The following is a 24,070-nucleotide window of genomic DNA, read 5'->3' as shown; positions in this document are numbered from 1 at the left end:
ACCGGCACAGCCGAATCCGCTTCGTGACCCCGGCCGAACGGCACCGTGGTCAGGATCATCAGATCCTGGCTCGGCGTCATGAGCTGTACGAGCAAGCTCGGGAGAAATGCCCGGAACGCTGGTCTGGCCAGACAAGAAACTGGGAGCCGATGGGCACTGTGATGTTGAACCCGGATCGGCAGCAGCAGCAGACCGAGAAAAGAGCGGCATAGTTAGACGGCGACGCGACAACAACCTTGAAAAACGCCGCGAAAGAAGCCAAGGTTCTGAAATTTGTTGAAGAACTTGAAGCCCTGCGAGAGAAACACGGCTATAACGTGGCCGATTTTATCGGCGTGGTGCATTCCCTTCACAACGTTAAAACAGCCGCCAAAACAACTAAAAGCGTGAGCGTGAAGACCACAAAGGCGAAAGCCCCGAAGTTTAAAGTCACGATCAATGGCGTTGAAACGATCTTGCAAAGCAAAAAGGCTGGGGCCGTTGGCAAGACAATTGAAGCACTAGGCTTCACGACCTATGCTGATTATCTGGCCGACCTGATGAAGAAAAACAAAGTGACTGACTTTGACGCACTGATCAAAAAGCTTGGCGGCGTTCCTGTCACTGCCTGACATTTTTCGAGAAAAAATTAAGCCCCTTGATTGGGGCTTTTTTGTGCCTGTTGGGTTTAGGCCCTTTCTTTTGACAAATTATTTTTCAATAAAATTTCGGCAGTTTTATTTTAGAAAATCTTGCAAATTATTGAGTTTTGCCATTTTTGCGATGTTCGTTTTATGGCTTGGGTAAGCCATAAATTACGTGTCAATAGCGGATTGAAAATATATTTAAGATCGAACATTATTGAAAAAATAGGGTTGGATAATACGCCACACCCATTAAACTATTTAGGCCCTTTCTGTTGACTTCTTCTATTTATGTGTTTTCATTTAAGTAACAAAACAGAAAAGGAGATTTATGAAAAACATCAAAAAGAAATTTAATCTAGTCAATTTAGCAGAAGAAGCATTTCACTCATGTGCCGTCTTTGGCGTTGATACAATATTCAAAAATAGGGAAAAAGACCCAACTAGATTTTTATTGGTCAGCAAGTCATCATCATCAATAGGCGTCACTAATTACAAGCTTAATGATTATTTCAAGTCGGAAGAATACGAAGAAGCTACACAGAAAAAAATTCACTTATTCGACTTAGATCAGTTCGACTATGATTATTCAGTAATCAAGATAATTAAGACTAAAAAATACAAAGCGATTTCGAAAATTTCAACTTGTGAAAATTATTCAAGGTTGATTTATGCCGATGAATTAGTGGCGATCAATAAGTTAGAAATTGATCCAATTCACAGAGAGGCGTTCCATGAGGCTATGACGCCGCGAGATTTCTTCTTTTTTAAAGAATTGAAATATGAATACAGAATAACGATCAGGTTCGTAAAAAATCGCGAGGTAGTGAAAACGTTAAAATGTAATTTTGGCCATTTAACGTTAATACAAACGTTGAAGCCATTCGACTATCAAGAGACAGAAAGCGAAGAGATAAAAGCCACAAGACCATCATTATTAAACCCTGTTTACACAATTGATGGCGTTGATGTGATGGTGACGTTTAACGACACGAACAAACACTATAAAAGTCTAGTAGACATGATGAGAATATAAACCAGCCCGAAAGGGCTTTTTTAATGTCGATTTTCCGTTCTAATCGACTACCCCGCAGGGGTAGCATACATTCCCATAGCGTGATTTTTCCGTTTTCATCCATCTACGGTTTGTTGTGTTTAGGCCCTTTTTCTTGGCTTTAAAAAGTTTGTGATTTTAAAAGCGAAGCGATCACCAGAGTAGGCGAGCCACCGCACGCCAAACGCGAAGCGTGCATCTGTAATGCCCAAAGCAGCGGATTATTGCAGGTATATAAGTCATACCCGGCGATTTTTAGCACTGGTACAAGTCCCAGCACTTAAAACCACCCTGAACGAAGCCTAAGAGCTTTTAACGCATCATTGGCCGGGCGTTCGCAACCGGGCCAATACCCACGGAGTGAGAAAAACCTGATATTTGCATTATCTAATATTTCTTAAATTTTATAATCTTCGAAATATTTACGCTCATCCGTCCACTTTGCGTCTATGGAGTAGCCTGCAATTAATATCGGAGCAGTGATTTCCGCACAACTCCATTTAGGTCTAGCTACTGTTTTATAAACACTCCGGTCTTCTGTTTGACTATTCCAACGCTCAAAAATTTCTTTGCCGTATTGACTTTCAAGAAGGACATGGATGGCAGAAATAGCATCTAGAAGGTGCTCTAGATTAGCATCTGTGATGTTATCGCTTCTATTGTGCTTTACTGCATTATAGGCATTATACCAAGGTAGTGATTTGGTTGGAGATTCGGCCTTCCAATCATGAAAAGGTTTGAATACCTTCACGCTTGGATATTGCACCAAGCTCACTTCGAATTTATCCAGCCCTAATATATCTTTGCATTTTATGTAATCATTTGTGGAATATCTATCTTTTTGCTCATAACCATTATCAACCAAGGTCTTTACAAGCAAGCATTCAACTTCTGTGCATGCCAATATCAAAAGCTCTCTAATTTTATGACCGTAAGCACTCAAATTGTTTGCGGACGGTTCAATGTAGTTAAATAAGCTATCAAGGCTAAATTGAATATTTTGGTAGGCTCTAACATCTTGTAAAAACTGTTCACTCACATAGTTAAAGAAAATATTATCTCTTGAAATTCTCGGATAAAAGCTTCCCGGACGTTGAACATCCTCCATTTCAACGATATCGATACTGATCGTCTCTTGGTAATTATGTAAGAAATACTGTATGGCTTCTTTGCCTATTATTTCCCTATCGGCATCTCCTCCGTGCCCAGCGTCAATATATTGCACCCACGTTTGCCAACTATTAGCACCAGATATGGAATAAAAAGCTTTCGAGGTATTTACATAGTAACTGACATGGTTACCGTCCCTTTGAAAAAAACCTAAGTAGCCATCGACATTACGGAATGCTACTAGCTGAAACATGGTCACTTTCCATCATCTTGGGAGTTTAGATAGTTCGCGATTACGTCACCGTGACAAGCCGCAGGCTTGCAGTGGCAACCAAGTGTCTTACCTCGGAGCTTTTCGATGTTCTCATCAAATTGTTCCGGTAATTTCAAAAAGCGTCTTTCGAAATCATAAGCAAACTTGGCTATAACTTCGTCGCGTGTGCCTTCTTTGCCCATCTGGTAGGGATTGCCCCACAGTGTTCCCCTACCAATGTAAACATCATAGCTGTCACCGGTGTCTTTGTTAGACACCTTGGTAATTTTTAAATTTATAATTCTTGTGGGTATTTCTTTTTCCCGCAATTCATTATCGAGTATAAAGAAACAATTCCGCTCTTCATCTTGAAAAAGAATGGCGTGCGTGACTTCGTTCAACGCTTCTTTATCCGAGCCGAAAAAAATTGCCGGCAACCCCTTTGACTTTGAATATTTTTCGATAAAGTCGTTTTCGTCACGCACAAAAATCAGCTCTACTTTTTCAAGAGAACTGATAATTTTATCGACTTTCCTTTCAAATTTCGAATATGAAAGGAAGTCGTTAGGATAAGCAATTAAAACTTTTGCATCTTTACTCATACTAAATCTTTTACAACCGCGTCAGATTGATCCCACGCTTGCTTGAGATAATTAGCAACCAACCGTCTATGGCACTGATGCGGCTGATGCTCACTGCACAACAAGCACCCTTCATCAATAATTTCAGGCTTTACGTATTTTTCAATATTTCGCTTCGCCATAAGGTTGAGGAATTTATCCTCGTACTGCTGCCAAGAAATCTCTTTCTTTTGGTAGGGCGACAAGATTTCTTTTGTAGGAGCCAGATCAGGCACATGGACGTAATCAACGTCGCATAATTCTTTTAGGAAATATTTCAAGTCATCTCTTTTTGCAAAACCTGAGAGCTGAGAAATATTATTTAATCGAACGTCAACAACCCGCTTTGTGCCTGATAATTTTATCAAGGAGAAAAAGCGTTCTGCTTTTTTCTCCGTAAAACCTATCGTGAAAATCTTCATTTTTACCCCTTAAAATACTGCGGCGACCAATTTATAGGCCTCTCCGTTGTAAGGTTCACCTAGGCTAATGGTGAAATAGCTTACGTTAGCCGCGTACTCGCCATTTTGCTGGGCTTTGTAGTGTTGTTCTGTCTCTGGATCTGTCACGGTCAGAGCATACGGAATCCGGTTATAGGTGAACTTGGCACGTACAACACGTTTCGGATTTCCGAATTGGGCACCCTCCGCACTGACCTTGAAAGTGACATTCTGCGGTTGAATGAGGTAAAGACTTTGACGCGGTTCAGTCAGGTGCTCCACAGAGACCCTATCGTTCACACCTGAATAGCTGTGATTGCCATTCTCCCATAGGGTAGCCGGTGCATCCGCAATACCTGCAAGGTCATTGACAACCATTTGGCCCGCTTTCTCCCAATAGATGTTGTCAGCAATTATGTGGTTCTCACGCTGGAACCCAGCGGGTGCGGTATTCGTGAACGTGATGTCAATGACGTCCAGCTTTTGGGCCGTGGTCCCGTCCTGATACTCACGATCTCGCTCGGTGATCTCATGCGTAGCCGTGGTGCCAATAGGACGCAGCCAAGCCCCTGTGTAGTCTCCCGTTGTCACCTTACCAGCAACACAGCGGCCACTGAGCTTACGAGAATTTGCCAAGCAGATTATCCGGTATTGATACGGCATTTTGTATGTCCCTTCCATGATGGCGATATGCCTTTCAGCATCCTCGCTTTGCCCATCACAGATGGCAAGCCTTACTTTGGTGAATCCACAGCCGCCCAACCGCATAGACCGATCAAGCGGTCTGCATCGCAACGTAAGAGCTTCTAACGCACATTCGCTCGCGTGCTACTCAAAGCGATGCGAACCCTACCGTTTCGCACCATAGAGGGTCACACAGGGTGCTGACCAATGAGAAGTGAAGGTCGGACTTAATCGCTGAATTAAAAAATACAGACGAAAAAAAACAGCGATCTGGTCGCTACAGTTTGGCAAAAAGTTGCTACAAACTGCTGCTACAAATCACTGCTTTTTGACCTTCGTAAATCATTGATTTACAAAGGTTTTTCTGTAATGGCGGAGAGATAGGGATTCGAACCCTAGGTACCGGTGAAGGTACAACGGATTTCGAATCCGTCCCATTCGGCCACTCTGGCATCTCTCCAACGGCGCGCATCATAACAACACTTTCGCTGGTTGCGAACCCCCCAAGCGAAATTTTTTCCGTGCTATCAGATGCTTGCGTCGATTAAAGCGGTACGCCCAGACGATTGGCGACTTCTTCGTAGGCTTCGATGACGTCACCGAGGCCTTGGCGGAAGCGGTCTTTGTCCATCTTCTTCTTGGTGTCCTTGTCCCACAGACGGCAGCCGTCCGGGCTGAACTCGTCACCCAGGACGATGGAGCCGTCGCTGAACACGCCGAATTCAAGCTTGAAGTCGACCAGCAGCAGGCCGGCGTCGTCAAACAGCTTGGTCAGCACTTCGTTGACCTTGAGCGACAGTTCTTTCATGCGAACCAGTTGCTCGGCGGTGCCCCAGCCGAATGCGACAACATGGGATTCGTTGATGAACGGGTCGCCCTTGGCGTCGTCCTTCAGGAACAGTTCGAAGGTGTAAGGGTTGAGCTTCAGGCCCTCTTCGACGCCCAAGCGCTTGACCAGGCTACCGGCGGCGTAGTTACGCACGACGCACTCGACCGGGATCATGTCGAGCTTTTTCACCAGGCATTCGTTGTCGCCCAGCAGTTTGTCGAATTGGGTCGGTACGCCGGCCGCTTCGAGCTTTTGCATGATGAAGGCGTTGAACTTGTTGTTCACCATGCCTTTGCGGTCGAGCTGCTCGATACGCTTGCCGTCGAACGCCGAGGTGTCGTTGCGAAACAGCAGGATCAAGCGGTCAGCGTCGTCGGTCTTGTAAACCGATTTGGCTTTGCCGCGGTAGAGTTCTTCACGTTTTTCCATGATGGGCTCCGCTTGCTAAGTAGGTGGGCTAGGCGATGTGGCGCCAGTCGAGCCCTGAATCTTGATCGGCCAGTTGCAGCCAGTCCGGGTCGCACCCGAGGGTGTCGACAAAACATTGCCGGGCCAGCTGCGGCAAATTGTTCTTGCTGCTCAGATGGGCCAGAACCAGGTGTTGCAAACCCTGCCAGCCCAACTCGGACACCAGGAATGCCGCCTGGTGGTTGTTCAAATGTCCCAGCTCGCCGCCCACCCGTTGCTTGAGAAAGTACGGGTAGTGACCACGAGCCAGCATATCGCGACAATGATTGGACTCGATCATCAACGCATCGAGATCCCGATAACCGTCAAGCACCCGCTCGCAGTAGGAACCCAGGTCGGTCAGCAGGCCGAAGCGCCGCTGCTCGTAATCACTGAAGACATACTGGGTCGGTTCCTGCGCATCATGGGCCACGGCAATGACCCCGATGTTCAGTGCACCGATCTGCAGTTGCTCGCCGCCGGCCAGAAAGCCTGCGGGTTCAATCGGTTTGCGCATCCCGCGCAGTGTGCCGCGACTGAGGTAGACCGGTAGATTGTAGCGCCGAGACAGCAAACCCACGCCATGCACGTGGTCGGCATGTTCGTGGGTTACGAGTATCGCGCTCAGTTGCGCCGGGTTCACACCCAGGCGCAACAGGCGTTTTTCGGTTTCCCGCAGGGAAAAACCACAATCCACCAGCACATACGTATCAGCACTGGCGATCAGCGTGCCGTTCCCTTGGCTACCGCTGCCGAGAACGGCAAAACGCATGTGATCAGCCCAGATTGTCCTGAATCACGCTCAACACTTTGCGCGCTACGTCAGCCGGTGCGACGGTGTTGATGTTTTTCTCGACGGTGACCTGGATGTTCTCGCCAACCTTGCTCAGGCGAATCTGATAACGCTCGGCACGGGCTTCAATTTCTTCCTTGCTCGGCGCACTGCCAAACAGGCTGCTGAAGAAACCAGGCTTGTCGTCTTTCTTCTCGGCTTTTTCGGCCAGGTTGATGTAGTACAGGCCCAGGCTGCGGTTGATGTCTTCAACACGCCATTCGCCCTGCTCCAGCGCACGGCCAACGCTGGCCCATGCACGGTTCAGATCGGTACCGACGTTCAACACCGGGTTACCGCTGCCATCTTCGCTGAGGCTGACGCGGCTTGGCGTATCGAAATCACGCGAAGCGAGCATCGACACCGAACCGCCCTTTTCGGCAGTACGGCTCATGCTCGCGAGCATGTCGTCGACCAGCGCTGCGTCCAGGCCAGTGTTGACCGAACGATTGGTGAAGGCTACGTCTGCAGTACTGCCGGCAGGCCGCTCGGCACTGACCACATAGATTTCACTGGTATTGCGCTGCACACCCGGCTCGACACGCACACGGACGCGGGTTTCGCTGTCGGCGCCGACGCCCGCTGCGCTCAGGCGCTTGGCCATGGCAGCGGACAGTTCATCGGAGTGCTGCCAGGTGGTGGTGAATTCGCCCGTTTGCGGGCGCTGTTCATCCAGACGGAAACCGTTGTCCTCGAAGAACTGCACGGCCACTGGCCAGACTTCGGCCGGTGGATGCTGCCCCATGACCCAACGCGAATCGCCGCTTTTCTGCAGCGAGTAATCGCTGGCATCGGCGATGGCTGACAACGGCTGAGGACGCGGAACAACGTACTCACCCTTGGCGGTATCGTCAGCGACGTTTCGCGGGATCGGCAGCAGCGGATCCAGACGTTTGGAGGTGCTGACATCCGATGGCAGTTGCATCGGTGCAGTCTGTTGCGCTTGCAGGTAATCGCTACCACGGTCGCGGAAATAACCTTCCGGCCCCCAGACCCATCCGCAGCCGCTGGTGCTGGAGATAATCAAGGCAAGTGCGGAAAGTCCGGCCATTCGCTTCATGCGTTGTACTTCCTCAATTAAACCAGGACGCTGCACTGGCGCAGGGCCGTGCGAAGCGTTTCATGACAAGGTGCGCTCAGCCACGTCAGCGGCAGGCGGATGCCTTCGTGCATCAGGCCCATTTCAACCAAAGCCCACTTCACCGGAATCGGGTTGGCTTCGATGAACAGGTCTTTGTGCAGAGGCATCAGTTTTTCGTTGATGGCCCGTGCGGTATCGGCGTCGCCTTTGAGCGCGGCCTCGCACAGATCCGCCATTTCGCGTGGAGCGACATTGGCGGTAACAGAGATATTGCCTTTGCCACCCAGCAGGATCAGCTCGACCGCGGTCGGATCATCGCCCGACAGCACGATGAAGTCCTTGCTCACGCCATCAATGATCGCTTTGGCACGCGTCAGGTCGCCGGTGGCTTCCTTGATGCCGATGATGTTAGGCACGGTGGACAGGCGAATCACGGTCTCGGCCTGCATGTCGCAAGACGTGCGGCCAGGCACGTTGTAGAGAATCTGCGGGATGTCGACCGCTTCAGCGATGTGCTTGAAGTGCTGGTACAGACCTTCCTGAGTCGGCTTGTTGTAGTACGGGACTACAAGCAGGCAGGCATCGGCGCCGGCGGCTTTGGCGTTGCGGGTCAGTTCGACGGCTTCACGGGTCGAGTTGGCGCCGGTACCGGCGATGACCGGAATGCGGCCGGCAACCTGTTTGACCACGGCTTTGATCACGGCGATGTGTTCTTCTACATCAAGGGTTGCCGACTCGCCGGTAGTACCGACCGCGACAATGGCATGGGTGCCGTTCTTGAGGTGGAAGTCCACGAGTTTGCTGAGGCTGTCCCAGTCCAGACGCCCTTGTGCATCCATGGGAGTGACCAGTGCCACCATACTGCCCGCAATCATGAAACCGCTCCTGCCGGAAAAAGAGAGCGGTAATGGTACTGGCGCCAAGATGCTTGCACAAGCGAAGTACTGCGCTGCCGCCATTCCCCTTGGCGCCGCTTTTCGCTACCCTTCAGACTTTGATCGGTACAGATCAGCTTGTACGCCGGGTTACAGCCTCCCTTTTCGGCCTCCCAAACCCCGTTCCTGCGTCGCATCGACGCGCTCCCGCTATAGTGGAGCGAGCCGCGAGTGCTTTGCCGGGGCTTTTTGAACGGACAGCCTGAATGGGCACACAGGCAATTCCCGACGGCCAACGACCGTAAACCTACCGACCGCTCATCGCTTTAGGAATGCTGCATGTCCACCCCCACAGTTCGCGAACAATTCCTTGTCATCAGTGCCCTCGGCGCCAACCCCATGGAGCTGACTAACGTCCTGTGCCGCGCCAGCCATGAAAATCGCTGCGCCGTGGTTACTTCACGCCTGACCCGCCACGGCGAGTGCAGCGCGCTGATCCTTGAGATCTCTGGCAGTTGGGACGCCCTCGCGCGTCTGGAAGGCAGCCTGTCGGGCCTCGCCAAGAAGCACGCTTTCACCGTCAACGTGGTGCGTAGCGCGGCGCTGGAAAATCGCCCGCAGGCACTGCCGTATGTGGCTTACGTCAGCTCGGCGTATCGCCCGGACATCATCAATGAGTTGTGCCAGTTCTTCATGGATCACAACGTCGAACTGGAAAACCTGACGTGCGACACGTATCAGGCGCCACAGACGGGCGGCACCATGCTCAACGCGACATTCACCGTAACCCTGCCGGCCGGCACCCAGATCAGTTGGCTGCGTGACCAGTTCCTGGACTTCGCCGACGCGATGAACCTCGACGCGCTGATCGAGCCTTGGCGCCCACAAAACCCAATGTAAGGAAGCTTTCATGGCCGTTGTCATCGACCAACCGGTAGCGGATTTCGAAGCACCTGCCACCAGCGGGCAAACCGTCAGCCTCTCTGCCCTGAAGGGCAAGCAAGTGGTGATCTACTTCTATCCGAAGGACAGCACCCCGGGCTGCACCACCGAAGGCCAGGGCTTTCGAGATCAGTACGCGGCATTCAAGGCTGCCAACACGGAAATCTTCGGCATTTCCCGCGACAGCCTGAAGTCCCACGAGAACTTCAAGTGCAAGCAGGAATTTCCGTTCGAGCTGATCAGCGACAAGGACGAAGCCGTCTGCCAACTGTTCGACGTGATCAAGCTGAAGAAGCTGTACGGTAAGGAATACCTGGGCGTTGATCGCAGCACGTTCCTCATTGACAAGGACGGTGTACTGCGTCAGGAATGGCGCGGCGTGAAAGTACCGGGGCATGTGGATGCGGTGCTGGCGGCGGCTCAGGATCTGAACAAGGCCTGATGTTGTTGCGTCGTTCTCACTGACGCCTTCGCAAGCAAGCCCGCTCCCACATTGGATCTGTGAACGCCACGGTTCCTATGTGGGAGCGGGCTTGCTCGCGAATGGGCCTCAAGCCGCACCGAACAATACGGATCAGCCACTAAAGCAATGGCGCCACCGCCGGCTCCTTGCGCGGCCACGCATCCAGCACTGCCTTGAACAGCGTCGCCAGGGGAATCGCAAAGAACACGCCCCAAAACCCCCACAACCCGCCAAACAAAAGCACCGCGCAAATGATTGCCACCGGGTGCAGATTGACCGCCTCGGAAAACAGCAACGGCACCAGCACATTGCCGTCCAGTGTCTGGATGATCCCGTAAGCAGCCATCAAATAGATGAACTGATCGCTCCAGCCCCACTGGAACAACGCAATCAGCAGCACGGGCACCGTTACCACCACCGCTCCGACATACGGCACCACCACCGAAACCCCGACCAGCAAGGCCAGCAGCGCCGCATAGTTGAGGCCCAGCGCGACAAAAGCGATGTAGGTCACGCCGCCGCAAATCACAATCTCGATGACTTTGCCGCGAATGTAATTGGCGATCTGGCGGTTCATCTCCTGCGTGACACGGGTGATCAGCGCCCGTTCGCGGGGCAGATAGCCGCGTACCCACTCGCCGATCATTGCCCGATCCTTGAGAAAGAAGAACACCAGGATCGGCACCAAGACCAGGTAGATCATGATGTTCACCAACAGTGGCAAACTCGACAGCGAGAACGTCAGCGCCAACTGGCCGAATTTGCCAATCTCGCCGCGCGCCACTTCGATGGCCTGCAACACTTGCTCGTCGGACACCAGATGCGGATAGCGCTCCGGCAGCAACAAAAGCAGCGATTGCCATTTGGCAAGCATGCCCGGCAGCTCGTTGAACAGCGTGATCAACTGATGCCACAGCAGCGGCAACACCACGACGATGAAGAGCATCAAGACGCCCATGAACAGCGCAAACACCAACGCCACCGCAGCACCGCCCGGCATGCGCAGACGCTCTAGCGTGACCACCAGGCCCTGCATCAGATACGCCAGCACCATCCCCGCCAATACAGGCGCAAGCATGCCGCCGAGGGTGAGCACCGCAGTAAAGGCCAGCACCAGCAGCACCGCCAACACCACAGCCTCTTCGTCGGAGAAGTAGCGCTGAATCCAGTCGCGTAACACTTTGAACATCAATAATCCTTAGGTCTTTTACGCTGTCAGGTTCAGGCCTTTTTCAACCAGTAACGATAGACGCCCGATTCGTCTTCTTCACGCAGCAGCGTATGACCGGCCAATTTGGCAAAGGTGCGGAAATCGCGCTGCGAGCCCGCATCCGTGGCGATCACCTTGAGCACCGCACCGCTGGACAACTTGTTCAGTTCCATTTTTGCCTTGAGCAACGGCAACGGACAATTCAGGCCGCTGGCGTCCAGTTCCACATCATGGGCTACAGCGTCAGTCATTGCTTCACTCCGGATCAGGTCAGTCGAGCGGCCTAGAATATCTGGTCGCAGGCCTGGTGTCCGGCTACAGTAAGGTCTTTGTCTTCTAAGGCTTTGTGCATGACTTTTCTGCGCCCTACCCTGCTGACGCTCGCTTGCCTGCTCGCCTCACCGGGCTTTGCCGACGATCTGCCGTCACTCGGCGACGCCAGCTCTGCCATTGTCTCGCCACAACAGGAATACCAGCTCGGTCGCGCCTGGCTGGCCATGTTGCGCAGTCAGGTTTCACAACTCAACGATCCACAGCTCAAGGACTACGTCGAATCGAGCGTTTACAAGCTGGTGGAGACTAGCCAGGTTACTGACCGGCGCCTTGAATTCATCCTGATCAACAGCCCGCAGCTCAACGCTTTTGCGGCACCGGGCGGCGTGGTCGGGGTCAACGGTGGACTGTTCCTCAATGCGCAGACCGAGGGCGAATACGCGTCGGTACTGGCGCACGAACTGGCTCACTTGTCACAACGCCACTTCGCCCGCGGTGTCGAGGCGTCACAGCGGATGCAAGTGCCAATGATGGCCGCGCTGCTGGCCGGGATCGTGATTGCCGCGGCCGGTGGCGGTGACGCTGGTATTGCAACCATCGCGGGCACTCAGGCTGCTGCGATTCAGTCGCAACGGACCTTCTCCCGCCAGAACGAACAGGAAGCCGACCGTATCGGCATCCTCAATCTGGAGAAGGCCGGGTACGATCCGCGCTCGATGCCGAACATGTTCGAGCGCTTGATGCGCCAGTATCGTTTCGATGCCAAGCCACCGGAATTCCTGTTGACTCACCCGGTTACCGAATCGCGGATCGCCGACACCCGCAACCGCGCCGAACAGGCCAAGCCCGGCGGCATCGAAGACTCCATGCGCTATCAGTTGATTCGCGCCCGCGTCCAACTGATCTACGAGGGAACCCCGGGGTTGGGTGCCAAGCGCTTTCGCGCGCAACTGGACGAAAACCCGAAAAACGATGTGGCGCGCTATGGTCTGGCGATCGCGCAGATAAAGGGTGGCCAGTTGAATGAAGCCCGGGAGAACCTCAAGCAATTGCTGGCCAAGTCGCCAAACGAGATCATCTACAACCTTGCTCAGGTCGACCTGGACATCACCAACAATCGCCTGCCCGATGCACAGTCGCGGGTTGACCGCATGCTCACGCAGTATCCGGGCAACTATCCGCTGAACCAGGTTCGTGTCGACCTGCTGCTCAAACAGAATCGCGCCGCCGATGCCGAAAAGGCGCTGGAAGGCTTGCTCAAATCACGCCCGAATGATCCGGACGTCTGGTATCAGGTTGCCGAAACCCGTGGTTTGTCAGGCAATATCATCGGCCTGCACCAAGCACGCGCCGAGTACTTCGCGCTGGTCGGCGATTACCGTCAGGCGATCCAGCAGCTCGATTTTGCCAAACGCAAGGCGGGCAGCAACTTCCCGCTGTCCGCGCGCATTGACGCACGCCAACGCGAGTTGTTGGAGCAGGAACGCATGGTCAAGGACATGATGGGCTGAGTCATACCATCGATATAAAAGCTTCAGGTATAAAAAAACCGCCTCTTTCGAGGCGGTTTTTTTTAACCGTCAGCCTGCTTATTCAGCCAGTTTGAAGGTAATGAAGCTCGCGCGACCTTGACGCAGAACACGCATCGACACCGAGCGATTCTTCGGCAGCGCCTTGGCGATCTCGGCGAACTCCTTGGTGGAGCCGATGGCCTGGTTGTTCAGGTGGGTGATGACATCACCTGGTTGCAGACCGATCAACGCCGCAGGACCGTCCTGCACTTCCTTGATGACCACCCCCCCTTTGAGGTCGTACGCTTTCTTCTGCTCAGCAGTCAGCTCGCCCACCGACACACCGAGGCGGTTGCTGCTCGTTTCGGTTCCGGACTTCGGCAGAACATCCAGTTCTTTGTCTTCGTCAGGAATGGCACCGACTGTCAGTTCGACATTCTTGCGCTTCCCGTCACGGATCACTTCCAGATTGGCCTTGGCCCCCGCTTTCAGTGCACCAACCAGATGCGGCAGGTCAGCGGACATGACAATCGGTTGACCATTCATGCTCAGGATCACGTCGCCCACTTGCAGACCGCCCTTGGCCGCCGGACCATCATCCTGGATCTGTGCAACCAGCGCACCGGCCGGTTTATCAAGACCAAACGACTCGGCCAGATCCTTGTTCACTTCTTGAATGACCACGCCCAGCCAGCCACGGCTGACCTTGCCACCGCTCTTCAACTGGTTCGACACATCCATTGCCACATCGATAGGGATCGCGAACGACACACCCATGAAGCCGCCGGAACGGGTGTAGATCTGCGAGTTGATCCCGACCACTTCACCGTTCAGGTTGAACAGTGGGCCACCGGAATTGCCCGGGTTGATCGGCACGTCGGTCTGAATGAACGGCACGTAGTTCTCGTTCGGCAGACTACGACCCACGGCGCTGACGATGCCTTGGGTCACCGTATGGTCAAAGCCGAAAGGCGATCCGATTGCCACCACCCATTGGCCAGCTTTCAAATCCTGGGACTTGCCAAGCTTGAGCACCGGCAGATCCTTGCCTTCGATTTTCAGCAAAGCCACGTCGGAGCGCGGATCAGTGCCGACCAGCTTGGCTTTCATTTCGCTGCGATCAGCCAGGCGTACGAGAATTTCGTCAGCATCGGCAATCACGTGGTTGTTGGTCAGGATGTAGCCATCCGGAGAGATGATGAACCCCGAACCCAGCGATTGCGCTTCACGCTGGCGTCCGCCGCCAGGCGAACGCTGCTGAGGCGGCATCCCGCGTTCGAAGAACTCGCGCAGCATCGGTGGCAGGCCTTCGAGATCGGGCATCTGCTGGTTCACTTTGCGATCCGGCAATTTCTGCGTGGTACTGATGTTCACCACTGCCGGCGAAGCTTGTTCGACCAGTTGCGTAAAGTCAGGCAGATCGGCTGCTTGCGCAGCAGGTACGGCCTGACCGAGCAACAGCACGGTGGCGAAAATGGAGAGATAAGACTTCAAGCTAGGTATCGACATACAGCTCCCGTTACGACGAGCAGGTTTAAGCGATATGGAACAAGGAACACCGGAAACCACACACCGGTATTTTTCTTCCAGGAAAAACAAACAAGGCCAGAGCCGTGAGGCTCTGACCTATAAAAAATTTCCGGGTGATTTGCAAATGAAAATGCTCAACAAACATTTCATCTCCGTCTGAACGAAGAAAGGGTAATGACTGAAATCAGCTCACTGCTTGCTGGTTGCTGGGGCATCGGTATTACGCATCGAAAGCGCAATTCGTTCGGCAGTGCCGATTGGAATCTCACCCACCACGGTGACCATGATCTCGCCTTCCGGCGTGGTCAACCGACGGGATACGGCGACAGTCGGGCCCAGTTGGGTGCGAGTATCCGTAACGGTAGCGCCATTCAATGGCTCAAGGAAAACCGAGAAGCGCGCCAAGCCATCGTCATACATCAGGCTGGTGACCTGCGCCTTTGTTTCCGAATCTTTGTGCGAAGCGCTGCTGGTCAGTTCGAAGCCCGGGGGCAACCACACTGAATGCCAGACCTGAGCCGTTTTCACGGCAGAAGCCTTGTCGCTGTCGAGCTTGACGGGCTTGCAGTCGGCGTCGGCCAGCAGGTCTTTATCAGAGGGTACATCGGCGGTATCGAGACTGGTGAACTGGAAGCGTTCGAGCAACTGCCCTTTGTCATTGAGCAACAATGACTTGAGCGCCAGCCCGGTCTGCTTGTCCAGATGCAACTCAAACCCGTAACGATGCTGGTCACGAGGCGTGAGCGATACGATCACTGCGTCTCGCCCGGCCACGCGCGATTTGCCAATGACGGCAAGGTCATACCAGTTCTTAAGCTTTTGCGGATCGAGAGAACGAGCGGCGGAGTTGGGAGTATCCCCCAGCCCGGCAATCAGGGTGCCGCTGACGCATTGAGTATGTCCATCAATGCGCACGACTTCCTGTGCAGAACCGTCGAGCTGAAGTAAACGCTCGCGAACCTGGCCATTCTGGACGCGATGCCAGATGTTATGGGTAGAAAAACTACCGTTACGCTCGTAAACGAATGTGCCTTTAAAGCTCTGCTGCTGTTCGGCCTGGCCCAGACGGGTCAACCAGTCCTGGGCCTCGTCGGCGTGGGCTGGAACAATGAACCAGCCACTGAGCAGAAGCGAGAGTAGAGGTATGGCGCGCATGATCCTCCTTAACGGTTTTCCAGGCTCGCTGCACGTGCATATGGCAGTGCGCTTTCAGTACCTTTCAGAGCTGCCTGTTGAGCGTGTTGGCGCAAGTAACCCGGCAGACGCTGATCGTGCCAGCCCGGCTGACCTTGCAGTACGCCGTTGGCCATAGGGCCAGTGGCTTCCGAACTCTCACTATAGCCTGCCAGAACAGCCGGGCCTTTTACTTGTGGAGTGGCCAGGGTTGGCTGGTTCGATTGCTGTGCCAGTTCAACACCTGCAATTTCGTCCTGGTTGTAAAGACGAACACCGGCCAGAACGGCAACAGTTACCGAGGCTGCAACAGCCAGACGGCCGAGGTTGCGCCATGGGCTACGGGATACTTTGGCCGGAGCCGTTTCGTCTTCCAGTGCAGCAGACACTGCCGCAGCGATATCCAGACGTGGAAGCAGCAAATCCTTGTGCATGGCTGCCCGAGCGATCTGGTAACGAGCCCAGGTCTCACGGGTTTCAACGTCGTCCAGTGCATTGAGCACTCGACGCAATTCCAATTCGTCCGCTTCGTTATCCATCACTGCGGACAGCGATTCCTGCAGGGCTTCACGACTCATGGCGTTCCTCTCTTGGCTGTCGCCGCTGTCTCAGTTTTCCTGCAACAACGGCTGCAGGGCTTTATCGATGGCCTCCCGGGCGCGGAAAATCCGAGAGCGCACGGTACCCACCGGACACTGCATGACGCTCGCAATGTCCTCGTAACTCAGACCATCGAATTCACGTAAAGTTAAAGCCGTACGCAAATCCTCTGGCAGTTGCTGAATGGTTCGATGGACGGTGCCTTCGATCTCATCCCGCAGCAGTGCACGTTCTGGTGATTCGAGATCCTTGAGGCCATGATCGCCGTCGTAGAACTCTGCATCTTCGGAACTTACATCGCTATCCGGCGGCCGGCGGCCGCGGGAAACCAGGTAATTCTTCGCCGTGTTAATGGCAATACGGTACAGCCACGTATAAAACGCACTGTCGCCGCGAAAGTTTCCAAGTGCTCGATACGCCTTGATAAAGGCTTCCTGAGCCACGTCCTGGGCTTCATGGGTGTCGTGCACAAAACGCACGATCAACCCGAGAATTTTGTGCTGATATTTCAGCACCAGCAGATCGAAAGCTCGCTTGTCGCCACGTTGAACGCGTTCGACCAGTTGCTGATCCTCTTCCTGGGTTAGCATGAACACTCCTCGATAAGCCCGGAGGAGACTTGCATAACTAAATGACCAGACTTGCAACCATAGACTCGGGCTTTTCGCAAAAGTTCTCCCCCTCCAAGCAAGTTTCCTGCGGGCTCTGTTTTGGCACGCACGAAAAACGCAGCGCGGGATAAACCGGCTGCGCGAATAATCTTGTCATCGGTTTCGCCGGCTGGAACCCAACCGCAGATTCCGCACGTAAGCCGACACTGTCCCTTGTTTCTGGCACCGTCTATTGATCTTGGGCCTTTGGCAAAAGTTCCAATTATTTATAGACGCACCCACTCCACATTGGGCAACCCCGGGAAGGAAAAGTCTGTTTCATCGTCGATACAGTCGTCTTTTCCCAAAACTCATGGAAAATCTTCCGACGAAACACACGGTTTTTTCCGTCACAGTAGTTTCACAATGCCATATAGGCCCGGCTATTGTGCCGCCCCACCCCTCTATATACTAGTGGGCTGTGTGGTTGTCTTGACTCGCCAATCCAGCTGTCTTGCGCCACCCCCGATCCGGGTCGCTTTGAGCGGAATCCTGAAATGAGCCAACAGTTTCAACACGATGTTCTGGTCATTGGCAGCGGTGCTGCCGGTTTGAGTCTTGCGCTGACCCTTCCAGGCCATTTGCGCATTGCCGTATTGAGCAAGGGCGATCTCGCCAACGGTTCGACATTCTGGGCCCAGGGTGGCGTCGCCGCCGTACTGGACGACACCGACACTGTCGAATCCCACGTCGATGACACCCTGAACGCCGGCGGCGGTCTGTGCCATGAAGACGCCGTGCGCTTCACCGTCGAGCACAGCCGGGAAGCCATCCAGTGGCTGATCGATCAAGGCGTGCCGTTCACCCGCGACGAACAGTCCGGCACTGAAGACGGCGGCTTTGAATTCCACCTGACCCGCGAAGGCGGCCATAGTCACCGGCGCATCATCCATGCGGCCGATGCCACCGGCGCTGCGATATTCAAAACCTTGCTGACCCAAGCCAAAGAACGCTCCAACATCGAACTGCTGGAGCAGCGGGTTGCCGTCGATCTGATTACCGAACGACGCTTGGGCATGGACGGCGACCGCTGCCTGGGCGCCTACGTGTTGAACCGCGCCACAGGTGAAGTCGATACCTATGGAGCGCGTTTCGTGATTCTGGCTTCCGGCGGGGCTGCCAAGGTCTACCTCTATACCAGCAACCCTGACGGCGCCTGTGGTGATGGCATCGCCATGGCCTGGCGCTCGGGCTGCCGCGTGGCAAATCTCGAATTCAATCAGTTCCACCCCACCTGCCTGTATCACCCGCAAGCCAAAAGCTTCCTGATCACTGAAGCGTTGCGCGGCGAAGGCGCGCATTTGAAGCTGCCCAATGGCGATCGCTTCATGCACCGCTTCGACAAGCGCGCCGAACTCGCACCGCGAGACATCGTCGCACGCGCCATCGACCATGAAATGAAGCGTCTGGGTGTGGATTGTGTCTATCTCGACATCAGCCACAAGCCTGAAGCCTTTATAAAAAGTCACTTCCCGACGGTTTATGAACGCTGTCTCGGTTTCGGCATCGACATCACTCAACAACCGATCCCGGTCGTACCCGCCGCGCACTACACCTGCGGCGGAGTCATGGTCGACCAAAACGGTCGCACCGATGTACCGGGTTTGTATGCCATCGGTGAAACCAGTTTCACCGGCCTGCATGGCGCCAATCGCATGGCCAGCAACTCGCTGCTGGAATGTTTCGTCTACGCCCGCTCGGCGGCGGCAGACATTCTGGCGCAACTCGATGATGTGACAGCGCCAAGCGCCCTGCCCGCGTGGGACGCCAGCCAGGTCACTGATTCCGACGAAGACGTAATCATTGCGCACAACTGGGATGAACTGCGCCGTTTCATGTGGGACTACGTCGGTATCGTGCGCACCAACAAGCGCCTGCAACGGGCCCAGCACCGTGTGCGCCTGTTGCTGGACGAAATCGACGAGTTCTACAGCAACTATAAAGTCAGTCGCGATCTGATTGAGCTGCGAAATCTCGCCCAGGTTGCTGAGCTGATGATTTGCTCAGCCATGGAGCGCAAGGAAAGTCGCGGCCTGCATTACACCCTCGACTATCCTGACCTGCTGCCCGAAGCGCTCGACACTATTCTGGTGCCGCCCACCTACGTCGGCTGAACTTGAGTCGTACTCGCAGACGTCGGTGCAGATCCGCCGTCTGCGAGTCCCGAGGCACACAGATCGACCTGACCTGCCACTCCCCGCGCAAACGAAAGCGCAGCACCACGATCAACGGCAGCGCCAGACTGTCGGGGCGCAACTGCACGGCTTGCCAGCCTTCGACCTGATTCCACAATTGCCAGCCATCGGCATCTCGACGCAATCCACAAAATGCTTTTGGATGACTCAGCAGGATCTGCCGCGGCAATACCCAGAAACCGTGAACCAGGCAGCCGAAAGCACCGACCAGACTCGCCCAGAGAGGAATAGACAGTAGGCACAACGAGCCCAAAGCGAATGCCTGGGCCAATAGATACGCCGCCAGCAACTGCCGTGAGGCATGCCAGCGGCATTCGAACGTATTACTTGGGCTGAACACGATCCAGGATCATGCGAACCATGCGTTGCAATTCCGGATCTTCGGACTCGCTGCGCTCCATGAACCAACCGAACATGTCCTGATCCTCACACGTCAGCAGTCGCACGTACAAATCGCGATCCACCTGATTCAGGTCTGCGTAAACCTCTTTCACGAACGGCACCAGCAGCACGTCAAGTTCAAGCATGCCGCGACGGCTGTGCCAAAAGAGGCGATTGAGTTCAACTTGTTCGACCATGGGGCCCTCCTCAAATTTGGCGGCAAGTATACAGCCCCCACGCGGCTCGCACAGTCGGCTTTGGTCGGGCACCATCGATCCTTTATGAACTACCCATTTCAACAACGCCCCCTTATGATGTGCCCCAGACTTTTTTACCCTGCGAAGACCCATGGCCGATTCTGCTTTTTTCTGCACCCTGTCTCATGAAGGCGTTCTCGCGGTTCGCGGCGCGGATGCCGGAAAATTCCTGCAAGGCCAATTGACCTGCAACATCAACTACCTGAGTGACACCAAGGCCAGTCTGGGTGCGCGCTGCACACAAAAAGGCCGGATGCAGTCCAGTTTCCGCATTCTGCTCGAAGGTGACGGCGTGGTGCTGGCCATGGCCAGTGAGCTGCTGGAGCCGCAACTGGCGGATCTGAAAAAATACGCCGTGTTCTCCAAATCCAAACTGACTGATGAAAGCGCCGCTTGGGTGCGTTTCGGCCTGTCGCATGGTGACAGCGCCTTGACCAGCCTCGGTCTGGACTTGCCGGCGGAAACCGACAGCGTCGTGCGCAGTGAAGGTCTGGTCGCGATTCGCGTCTCGCCGGATCGTGCCGAACTTTGGGTGCCGGCCGATCAAGCCGATGCGATCAAAAGCAAATTGTCGGCGGTCCTGCCTGAAGGTGAACTCAATCATTGGCTGCTGGGCCAGATCCGCGCCGGTATCGGCCAGGTCATGCCGAGCACCCGCGAACTGTTCATCCCGCAGATGCTCAACCTGCAAGCAGTTGGCGGCGTAAGTTTCAAGAAGGGTTGCTACACCGGCCAGGAAATCGTCGCGCGCATGCAATACCTGGGCAAACTCAAGCGCCGCCTGTATCGCGTGAGTCTGGAGGCGGGTGAGTTGCCGGAGCCCGGCACGCAACTGTTCGCGCCGAGCCACAACAGTTCGATCGGCGAAATCGTACTGGCCGCCCACGCCGGACAAAACATTGAACTACTGGCGGTGCTGCAGGCCGAAGCTGCCGAAGCGGGCAATCTGCATCTGGGCAGCCTTGAAGGCCAGACACTGCACTTGCTCGATTTGCCCTACGAACTGGATCGCGACCGCGAAATCCAGCGCTGATCGCAGCGTTTGTGCAACACCCTAGAGAGTCTAAATGAGCGAACTGGCGGATAAGGTCCAAAAGGATTTGATTGAGGCCATCGACAACGATGACCTGGTTCTGCCCACGTTGCCGGAGGTGGCCCTGCAAATTCGCAAGGCCGCTGAAGATCCGGAAATCAGCGTCAGCGACCTGAGCAAAGTGATAGGCCGAGACACCGCGCTCTCGGCGCGCCTGATCAAAGTGGTCAACAGCCCCCTGCTGCGCGCGGCGCAGGAAGTCACCGACCTGCACACGGCCATCACCCGACTGGGCATCAACTACAGCAGCAATCTGGCGATCGGCCTGGTGATGGAGCAGATTTTCCACGCCAGTTCCGAAGTGGTGGAACAGAAAATGCGCGACGTCTGGCGCAAGAGCCTGGAAATCGCCGGGGTCAGTTATGCGCTGTGTCGCCGCTACTCCCAGCTCAAGCCCGATCAGGCGGCATTGGGCGGGTTGGTGCATCAGATCGGTGTGCTGCCGATTCTGACCTACGCCGAAGACCACTACGAACTGCTGTCGGACCCGGTCAGCCTCAACCATGTGATCGACAACATTCATCCGCTGCTCGGTGACAAACTGCTGCGCGTTTGGGAGTTCCCCGAGCGACTGGTGAAATTGCCGGGGCTTTATCAGGATTTCACACGCGATTCGGCTGAAATCGATTACGTCGATCTGGTGCAAGTGGCGAGCCTGTATTGCCACAAGGACACCGATCATCCGTTTGCACGCATTGATCCGCTCACTGTCCCGGCGTTCAGGAAGCTTGGGATCGATCCCGAGAACAAAGTGTTGTGCGCAGACCTGGAAGAGTCGCGGACGATGTTTTACTGATCTGAAACCACGCCATTGGCGAGCAAGCCCACAGGTTTACGCGCCCACTGTGCGAGCTTGCTCGCGAAGAGGCCTGCACACCCCATACAAATCACCCGGCGATAAAGCTCACCCGCACCTTCAACCCCGCCTGCTCACCATCGTGCAGGCTGATCTGCGCCAGATGCGCCCGACAAATCTCACCGACAATCGCCAAGCCCAAACCCGAGCCCGCCACCTGCTGATTACGCCGATAGAAGCGCTCGAACACCCGATCACGCTCCTCCAGCGGAATCCCCGGCCCGTCATCTTCAACCTCAAGCACCGCCGGCGCCGTGACCCGCAGAATCACATTGCCGCCCGACGGTGTATGCGCCAATGCGTTGTCCACCAGATTGCTCAGCAACTCATTGAGCAGCGTCGGTTCGCCACGCAACCACACCGGCTCATCCGCCTCCAGCGCCAGGGCGACACCGCGCGCGTGCGCCAGCGGCGCCATGGCCATGCCCAGTTCACGGGCCAATTGACTCAGATCGAGCAACTGCGCGCCGCCCTCGGCAATTGCCCGAGCGCCGTTTTCGACGCGGGCCAGCGACAGCAACTGATTAGCCAAATGGGTCAGACGATCGGTGCTTTGCGCGCAGGATTCCAGAGTGCTGCGCCACGTCTCGGGTTCACTTGATCGCAAACCCAACTCAAGCCGAGCCTTGAGCGCTGCCAATGGCGTACGCAATTCATGCGCCGCATCGGCGATGAACTGCGCCTGACGTTCAAATTGGCCGCGCAGGCGCTCGGTAAAATGGTTGAGGCTGCGTACCAGCGGACCAAACTCGTGCTGCACTTCCACCAATGGCAACGGGCGCAAGTCATCGGGCTGACGCTCCTCCACCGCCGTGCGCAACCGCTCCAATGGCCGCAACGCTGCACTGACCGCGAACCAGACCAACAGCAACGCGCCAATCGCCAACATGCCCAATCGCAGCAACGTATCGCCCGCCAGACCGCGTGCCATGCTGACGCGAGCTTCATCGGTTTCAGCGACGCGGATTTCGGCCATGCCATTCATGTTCGGCTCGCTCACCGCTTTGAGCAGGCTGACCACGCGCACGTTCTGGCCCCGGTAGGTGGCGTTGTAGAAGCGCGCCAACGCCGGATAATCGTCGGTTCTTGGCGTACCGGGCGGCGGTCCTGGCAGGTTTTCGTAACCGGAAATCAACTTCTGATGAATGTCGTTGACCTGGTAATAGATCCGCCCGGCGCTGTCGTAGGCGAACGTATCGAGGGCCACATAAGGCACATCGGCACTGAGGGTGCCGTCACGCTGGGACAAGCCGGCAGCGATGGTTCGCGCCGAGGCCAGCAAGGTTCGGTCATAGGCAGTGTCGGCGGCGACGCGGCCATTCCAGTAAGCACTCAAGCCACTGGCAAGCATCAACACCACCAGCAATATCGCCAGATTCCACAGCAACCGCCAGCGCAAGCTGCTGGGCTTATGCATCGCGGCTTTCCAGCAGATAGCCGAGGCCACGGAAGGTTACGATCGCCACCGGTTGGCCATCGAGTTTCTTGCGCAAGCGATGCACGTAGATTTCGATCGCGTCAGGGCTGGCCTCCTCATCAAGGCCAAACACCTGCGACGCCAGTTGCTCTTTGCTCATCACCCTCCCCGGCCTTGCTATCAGTGCTTCGAGTACCGCTTGTTCGCGAGACGTCAGGCTCAGCAATTCCTCGCCGAGGGTGAAACGACGGGTGTCGAGGTCGTAGGCCAGCACACCGCAACGCTGCTGACGCTCGCCGCCGAGCACAGTGCGGCGCAACAGGGCCTTGACCCGCGCTTCCAGTTCGGTCAACTCGAAAGGTTTGGCAAGGTAGTCGTCAGCGCCAAGATTGAGGCCGTGCACGCGATCCTTCACATCACTGCGTGCGGTCAACATCAACACCGGCAAATTCTTTCCGCGCGCGCGCAATCGCGCCAGCACCTCAAACCCGTCCATGCGCGGCAGGCCGACATCGAGGATCGCCACCGCGTACTCCTCGCTGCCGAGCGCAAGGTCGGCCGCCACCCCATCGTGCAACACATCCACGGTAAGACCCGTGCTCTTGAGCGCCTGAGCAACACTTTCGGCCAGTTGCAGATGGTCTTCGACGAGCAGAACACGCATGGATTTT

27 protein-coding genes, 1 tRNA gene and 1 pseudogene are annotated in these 24,070 nt (G+C 55.0%); 10 read left to right on the top strand and 19 right to left on the bottom strand.

Annotation, left to right across the window (positions count from 1 at the left end):
* The 3 genes and pseudogenes from AACY02_RS03475 to AACY02_RS03465 form a co-directional block, all read left to right on the top strand.
* Nucleotides 1-212, top strand: a pseudogene (locus tag AACY02_RS03475) (IS3 family transposase); the annotation flags it as partial.
* A gap of 24 nt (nucleotides 213-236) precedes the next feature.
* Nucleotides 237-611, top strand: a complete 375-nt coding sequence (locus AACY02_RS03470; RefSeq protein WP_339430758.1) for a hypothetical protein — start codon at nucleotides 237-239, stop codon at nucleotides 609-611.
* A 343-nt stretch (nucleotides 612-954) separates the two neighbouring features.
* Nucleotides 955-1,659, top strand: coding sequence for a hypothetical protein (locus AACY02_RS03465; protein ID WP_339430757.1), 705 nt, complete (start codon nucleotides 955-957; stop codon nucleotides 1,657-1,659).
* A 415-nt stretch (nucleotides 1,660-2,074) separates the two neighbouring features.
* On the opposite strand, the gene AACY02_RS03460 is transcribed toward AACY02_RS03465, so the two are convergent.
* The 9 genes from AACY02_RS03460 to dapA form a co-directional block, all read right to left on the bottom strand.
* Entirely contained in the window at nucleotides 2,075-3,040 is a 966-nt protein-coding gene (locus AACY02_RS03460) for a hypothetical protein (RefSeq protein WP_339430756.1), read from the bottom strand.
* A gap of 2 nt (nucleotides 3,041-3,042) precedes the next feature.
* The gene (locus tag AACY02_RS03455; RefSeq protein WP_060763845.1) at nucleotides 3,043-3,642 is read right to left on the bottom strand and encodes a DUF4326 domain-containing protein; all 600 of its coding nucleotides are present in this window, start codon (nucleotides 3,640-3,642) and stop codon (nucleotides 3,043-3,045) included.
* Nucleotides 3,639-4,082: a DUF488 domain-containing protein gene (locus AACY02_RS03450; protein WP_339430755.1), complete on the bottom strand. Its 444-nt coding sequence runs from the start codon at nucleotides 4,080-4,082 to the stop codon at nucleotides 3,639-3,641. The genes AACY02_RS03455 and AACY02_RS03450 overlap by 4 nt, the downstream gene beginning before the upstream one ends.
* Before the next feature lie 9 nt (nucleotides 4,083-4,091).
* Entirely contained in the window at nucleotides 4,092-4,868 is a 777-nt protein-coding gene (locus AACY02_RS03445) for a dual OB domain-containing protein (RefSeq protein ID WP_339430754.1), read from the bottom strand.
* A 286-nt stretch (nucleotides 4,869-5,154) separates the two neighbouring features.
* Nucleotides 5,155-5,244, bottom strand: a tRNA-Ser gene (locus AACY02_RS03440).
* An 84-nt stretch (nucleotides 5,245-5,328) separates the two neighbouring features.
* Entirely contained in the window at nucleotides 5,329-6,042 is a 714-nt protein-coding gene (purC, locus tag AACY02_RS03435) for a phosphoribosylaminoimidazolesuccinocarboxamide synthase (protein WP_122608857.1), read from the bottom strand.
* A 28-nt stretch (nucleotides 6,043-6,070) separates the two neighbouring features.
* Nucleotides 6,071-6,832: an MBL fold metallo-hydrolase gene (locus AACY02_RS03430; protein ID WP_339430753.1), complete on the bottom strand. Its 762-nt coding sequence runs from the start codon at nucleotides 6,830-6,832 to the stop codon at nucleotides 6,071-6,073.
* 4 nt (nucleotides 6,833-6,836) lie between these two features.
* Nucleotides 6,837-7,952 carry an outer membrane protein assembly factor BamC gene (bamC, locus tag AACY02_RS03425; RefSeq protein WP_339430752.1) on the bottom strand — a complete coding sequence of 372 codons (1,116 nt, stop codon included), beginning with the start codon at nucleotides 7,950-7,952 and terminating at the stop codon, nucleotides 6,837-6,839.
* A 17-nt stretch (nucleotides 7,953-7,969) separates the two neighbouring features.
* The gene (gene dapA / locus AACY02_RS03420; RefSeq protein ID WP_339430751.1) at nucleotides 7,970-8,848 is read right to left on the bottom strand and encodes a 4-hydroxy-tetrahydrodipicolinate synthase; all 879 of its coding nucleotides are present in this window, start codon (nucleotides 8,846-8,848) and stop codon (nucleotides 7,970-7,972) included.
* A 339-nt stretch (nucleotides 8,849-9,187) separates the two neighbouring features.
* Here dapA and AACY02_RS03415 point away from each other — a divergent pair, with 339 nt between their 5' ends.
* Together AACY02_RS03415 and AACY02_RS03410 are read left to right on the top strand one after the other, a co-directional pair.
* Entirely contained in the window at nucleotides 9,188-9,748 is a 561-nt protein-coding gene (locus AACY02_RS03415; RefSeq protein WP_016984694.1) for a glycine cleavage system protein R, read from the top strand.
* A 10-nt stretch (nucleotides 9,749-9,758) separates the two neighbouring features.
* Nucleotides 9,759-10,232 (top strand): peroxiredoxin, encoded by a 474-nt coding sequence (locus AACY02_RS03410; protein ID WP_095119107.1) that lies wholly within the window; start codon nucleotides 9,759-9,761, stop codon nucleotides 10,230-10,232.
* 139 nt (nucleotides 10,233-10,371) lie between these two features.
* On the opposite strand, the gene AACY02_RS03405 is transcribed toward AACY02_RS03410, so the two are convergent.
* Entirely contained in the window at nucleotides 10,372-11,442 is a 1,071-nt protein-coding gene (locus AACY02_RS03405) for an AI-2E family transporter (protein ID WP_339430750.1), read from the bottom strand.
* A 32-nt stretch (nucleotides 11,443-11,474) separates the two neighbouring features.
* The gene (locus AACY02_RS03400; protein WP_221729408.1) at nucleotides 11,475-11,714 is read right to left on the bottom strand and encodes a sulfurtransferase TusA family protein; all 240 of its coding nucleotides are present in this window, start codon (nucleotides 11,712-11,714) and stop codon (nucleotides 11,475-11,477) included.
* 99 nt (nucleotides 11,715-11,813) lie between these two features.
* Between AACY02_RS03400 and AACY02_RS03395 the strand changes: the two genes are divergently transcribed.
* Complete coding sequence (locus AACY02_RS03395; protein ID WP_339430749.1) at nucleotides 11,814-13,247, top strand: M48 family metalloprotease; 1,434 nt, start codon at nucleotides 11,814-11,816, stop codon at nucleotides 13,245-13,247.
* A 78-nt stretch (nucleotides 13,248-13,325) separates the two neighbouring features.
* On the opposite strand, the gene AACY02_RS03390 is transcribed toward AACY02_RS03395, so the two are convergent.
* Nucleotides 13,326-14,756: a DegQ family serine endoprotease gene (locus AACY02_RS03390; protein ID WP_339430748.1), complete on the bottom strand. Its 1,431-nt coding sequence runs from the start codon at nucleotides 14,754-14,756 to the stop codon at nucleotides 13,326-13,328.
* A 34-nt stretch (nucleotides 14,757-14,790) separates the two neighbouring features.
* Between AACY02_RS03390 and AACY02_RS03385 the strand changes: the two genes are divergently transcribed.
* Nucleotides 14,791-14,937, top strand: a complete 147-nt coding sequence (locus AACY02_RS03385) for a hypothetical protein (protein ID WP_221729411.1) — start codon at nucleotides 14,791-14,793, stop codon at nucleotides 14,935-14,937.
* A 29-nt stretch (nucleotides 14,938-14,966) separates the two neighbouring features.
* Here AACY02_RS03385 and AACY02_RS03380 read toward each other — a convergent pair whose 3' ends face one another.
* The 3 genes from AACY02_RS03380 to rpoE are packed head-to-tail and all read right to left on the bottom strand — an operon-like array spanning nucleotide 14,967 to nucleotide 17,140.
* On the bottom strand, nucleotides 14,967-15,932 hold the full coding sequence (locus AACY02_RS03380; RefSeq protein WP_339430747.1) for a MucB/RseB C-terminal domain-containing protein: 966 nt from the start codon (nucleotides 15,930-15,932) through the stop codon (nucleotides 14,967-14,969).
* Nucleotides 15,933-15,940: 8 nt separating this feature from the next.
* Entirely contained in the window at nucleotides 15,941-16,528 is a 588-nt protein-coding gene (locus tag AACY02_RS03375; protein ID WP_007911408.1) for a sigma-E factor negative regulatory protein, read from the bottom strand.
* Nucleotides 16,529-16,558: 30 nt separating this feature from the next.
* Nucleotides 16,559-17,140 (bottom strand): RNA polymerase sigma factor RpoE, encoded by a 582-nt coding sequence (rpoE, locus tag AACY02_RS03370; RefSeq protein WP_003172477.1) that lies wholly within the window; start codon nucleotides 17,138-17,140, stop codon nucleotides 16,559-16,561.
* 557 nt (nucleotides 17,141-17,697) lie between these two features.
* Here rpoE and nadB point away from each other — a divergent pair.
* Nucleotides 17,698-19,314: an L-aspartate oxidase gene (nadB, locus tag AACY02_RS03365; RefSeq protein WP_339430746.1), complete on the top strand. Its 1,617-nt coding sequence runs from the start codon at nucleotides 17,698-17,700 to the stop codon at nucleotides 19,312-19,314.
* Here nadB and AACY02_RS03360 read toward each other — a convergent pair.
* Both AACY02_RS03360 and AACY02_RS03355 read right to left on the bottom strand, forming a co-directional pair.
* Complete coding sequence (locus AACY02_RS03360; protein WP_339430745.1) at nucleotides 19,283-19,735, bottom strand: protein YgfX; 453 nt, start codon at nucleotides 19,733-19,735, stop codon at nucleotides 19,283-19,285. The two genes, nadB and AACY02_RS03360, sit on opposite strands and share 32 nt — an antisense overlap.
* Complete coding sequence (locus tag AACY02_RS03355) at nucleotides 19,719-19,973, bottom strand: FAD assembly factor SdhE (protein WP_093438371.1); 255 nt, start codon at nucleotides 19,971-19,973, stop codon at nucleotides 19,719-19,721. The genes AACY02_RS03360 and AACY02_RS03355 overlap by 17 nt, the downstream gene beginning before the upstream one ends.
* A gap of 151 nt (nucleotides 19,974-20,124) precedes the next feature.
* Between AACY02_RS03355 and ygfZ the strand changes: the two genes are divergently transcribed.
* Both ygfZ and AACY02_RS03345 read left to right on the top strand, forming a co-directional pair.
* On the top strand, nucleotides 20,125-21,066 hold the full coding sequence (gene ygfZ, locus AACY02_RS03350; protein ID WP_339430744.1) for a CAF17-like 4Fe-4S cluster assembly/insertion protein YgfZ: 942 nt from the start codon (nucleotides 20,125-20,127) through the stop codon (nucleotides 21,064-21,066).
* A gap of 34 nt (nucleotides 21,067-21,100) precedes the next feature.
* Nucleotides 21,101-21,922, top strand: coding sequence for an HDOD domain-containing protein (locus AACY02_RS03345; RefSeq protein ID WP_339430743.1), 822 nt, complete (start codon nucleotides 21,101-21,103; stop codon nucleotides 21,920-21,922).
* 91 nt (nucleotides 21,923-22,013) lie between these two features.
* On the opposite strand, the gene AACY02_RS03340 is transcribed toward AACY02_RS03345, so the two are convergent.
* Nucleotides 22,014-23,399, bottom strand: coding sequence for a sensor histidine kinase (locus AACY02_RS03340; RefSeq protein ID WP_339430742.1), 1,386 nt, complete (start codon nucleotides 23,397-23,399; stop codon nucleotides 22,014-22,016).
* Nucleotides 23,392-24,063 (bottom strand): response regulator, encoded by a 672-nt coding sequence (locus tag AACY02_RS03335; RefSeq protein ID WP_339430741.1) that lies wholly within the window; start codon nucleotides 24,061-24,063, stop codon nucleotides 23,392-23,394. Before AACY02_RS03335 ends, AACY02_RS03340 begins: the two co-directional genes overlap by 8 nt.
* Nucleotides 24,064-24,070 lie beyond the last annotated feature (7 nt).

The organism is Pseudomonas sp. EA_65y_Pfl2_P78, from assembly GCF_963970495.1.
Taxonomy (GTDB): Bacteria; Pseudomonadota; Gammaproteobacteria; order Pseudomonadales; family Pseudomonadaceae; genus Aquipseudomonas; species Aquipseudomonas baetica_A.
The sequence above is the reverse complement of the archived record's forward strand: the minus strand, read 5'-3'. Positions and strand labels throughout refer to the sequence as shown.

Bases quoted from the DNA above. Each gene is read 5' to 3' on its own strand.
- AACY02_RS03465 (WP_339430757.1), top strand. From the start codon at position 955: ATGAAAAACATCAAAAAGAAATTTAATCTAGTCAATTTAGCAGAAGAA.
- AACY02_RS03460 (WP_339430756.1), bottom strand. From the start codon at position 3,040: ATGTTTCAGCTAGTAGCATTCCGTAATGTCGATGGCTACTTAGGTTTT.
- AACY02_RS03455 (WP_060763845.1), bottom strand. From the start codon at position 3,642: ATGAGTAAAGATGCAAAAGTTTTAATTGCTTATCCTAACGACTTCCTT.
- AACY02_RS03450 (WP_339430755.1), bottom strand. From the start codon at position 4,082: ATGAAGATTTTCACGATAGGTTTTACGGAGAAAAAAGCAGAACGCTTT.
- AACY02_RS03445 (WP_339430754.1), bottom strand. From the start codon at position 4,868: ATGCGGTTGGGCGGCTGTGGATTCACCAAAGTAAGGCTTGCCATCTGT.
- purC (WP_122608857.1), bottom strand. From the start codon at position 6,042: ATGGAAAAACGTGAAGAACTCTACCGCGGCAAAGCCAAATCGGTTTAC.
- AACY02_RS03430 (WP_339430753.1), bottom strand. From the start codon at position 6,832: ATGCGTTTTGCCGTTCTCGGCAGCGGTAGCCAAGGGAACGGCACGCTG.
- bamC (WP_339430752.1), bottom strand. From the start codon at position 7,952: ATGAAGCGAATGGCCGGACTTTCCGCACTTGCCTTGATTATCTCCAGC.
- dapA (WP_339430751.1), bottom strand. From the start codon at position 8,848: ATGATTGCGGGCAGTATGGTGGCACTGGTCACTCCCATGGATGCACAA.
- AACY02_RS03415 (WP_016984694.1), top strand. From the start codon at position 9,188: ATGTCCACCCCCACAGTTCGCGAACAATTCCTTGTCATCAGTGCCCTC.
- AACY02_RS03410 (WP_095119107.1), top strand. From the start codon at position 9,759: ATGGCCGTTGTCATCGACCAACCGGTAGCGGATTTCGAAGCACCTGCC.
- AACY02_RS03405 (WP_339430750.1), bottom strand. From the start codon at position 11,442: ATGTTCAAAGTGTTACGCGACTGGATTCAGCGCTACTTCTCCGACGAA.
- AACY02_RS03400 (WP_221729408.1), bottom strand. From the start codon at position 11,714: ATGACTGACGCTGTAGCCCATGATGTGGAACTGGACGCCAGCGGCCTG.
- AACY02_RS03395 (WP_339430749.1), top strand. From the start codon at position 11,814: ATGACTTTTCTGCGCCCTACCCTGCTGACGCTCGCTTGCCTGCTCGCC.
- AACY02_RS03390 (WP_339430748.1), bottom strand. From the start codon at position 14,756: ATGTCGATACCTAGCTTGAAGTCTTATCTCTCCATTTTCGCCACCGTG.
- AACY02_RS03385 (WP_221729411.1), top strand. From the start codon at position 14,791: ATGGAACAAGGAACACCGGAAACCACACACCGGTATTTTTCTTCCAGG.
- AACY02_RS03380 (WP_339430747.1), bottom strand. From the start codon at position 15,932: ATGCGCGCCATACCTCTACTCTCGCTTCTGCTCAGTGGCTGGTTCATT.
- AACY02_RS03375 (WP_007911408.1), bottom strand. From the start codon at position 16,528: ATGAGTCGTGAAGCCCTGCAGGAATCGCTGTCCGCAGTGATGGATAAC.
- rpoE (WP_003172477.1), bottom strand. From the start codon at position 17,140: ATGCTAACCCAGGAAGAGGATCAGCAACTGGTCGAACGCGTTCAACGT.
- nadB (WP_339430746.1), top strand. From the start codon at position 17,698: ATGAGCCAACAGTTTCAACACGATGTTCTGGTCATTGGCAGCGGTGCT.
- AACY02_RS03355 (WP_093438371.1), bottom strand. From the start codon at position 19,973: ATGGTCGAACAAGTTGAACTCAATCGCCTCTTTTGGCACAGCCGTCGC.
- ygfZ (WP_339430744.1), top strand. From the start codon at position 20,125: ATGGCCGATTCTGCTTTTTTCTGCACCCTGTCTCATGAAGGCGTTCTC.
- AACY02_RS03345 (WP_339430743.1), top strand. From the start codon at position 21,101: ATGAGCGAACTGGCGGATAAGGTCCAAAAGGATTTGATTGAGGCCATC.
- AACY02_RS03340 (WP_339430742.1), bottom strand. From the start codon at position 23,399: ATGCATAAGCCCAGCAGCTTGCGCTGGCGGTTGCTGTGGAATCTGGCG.
- AACY02_RS03335 (WP_339430741.1), bottom strand. From the start codon at position 24,063: ATGCGTGTTCTGCTCGTCGAAGACCATCTGCAACTGGCCGAAAGTGTT.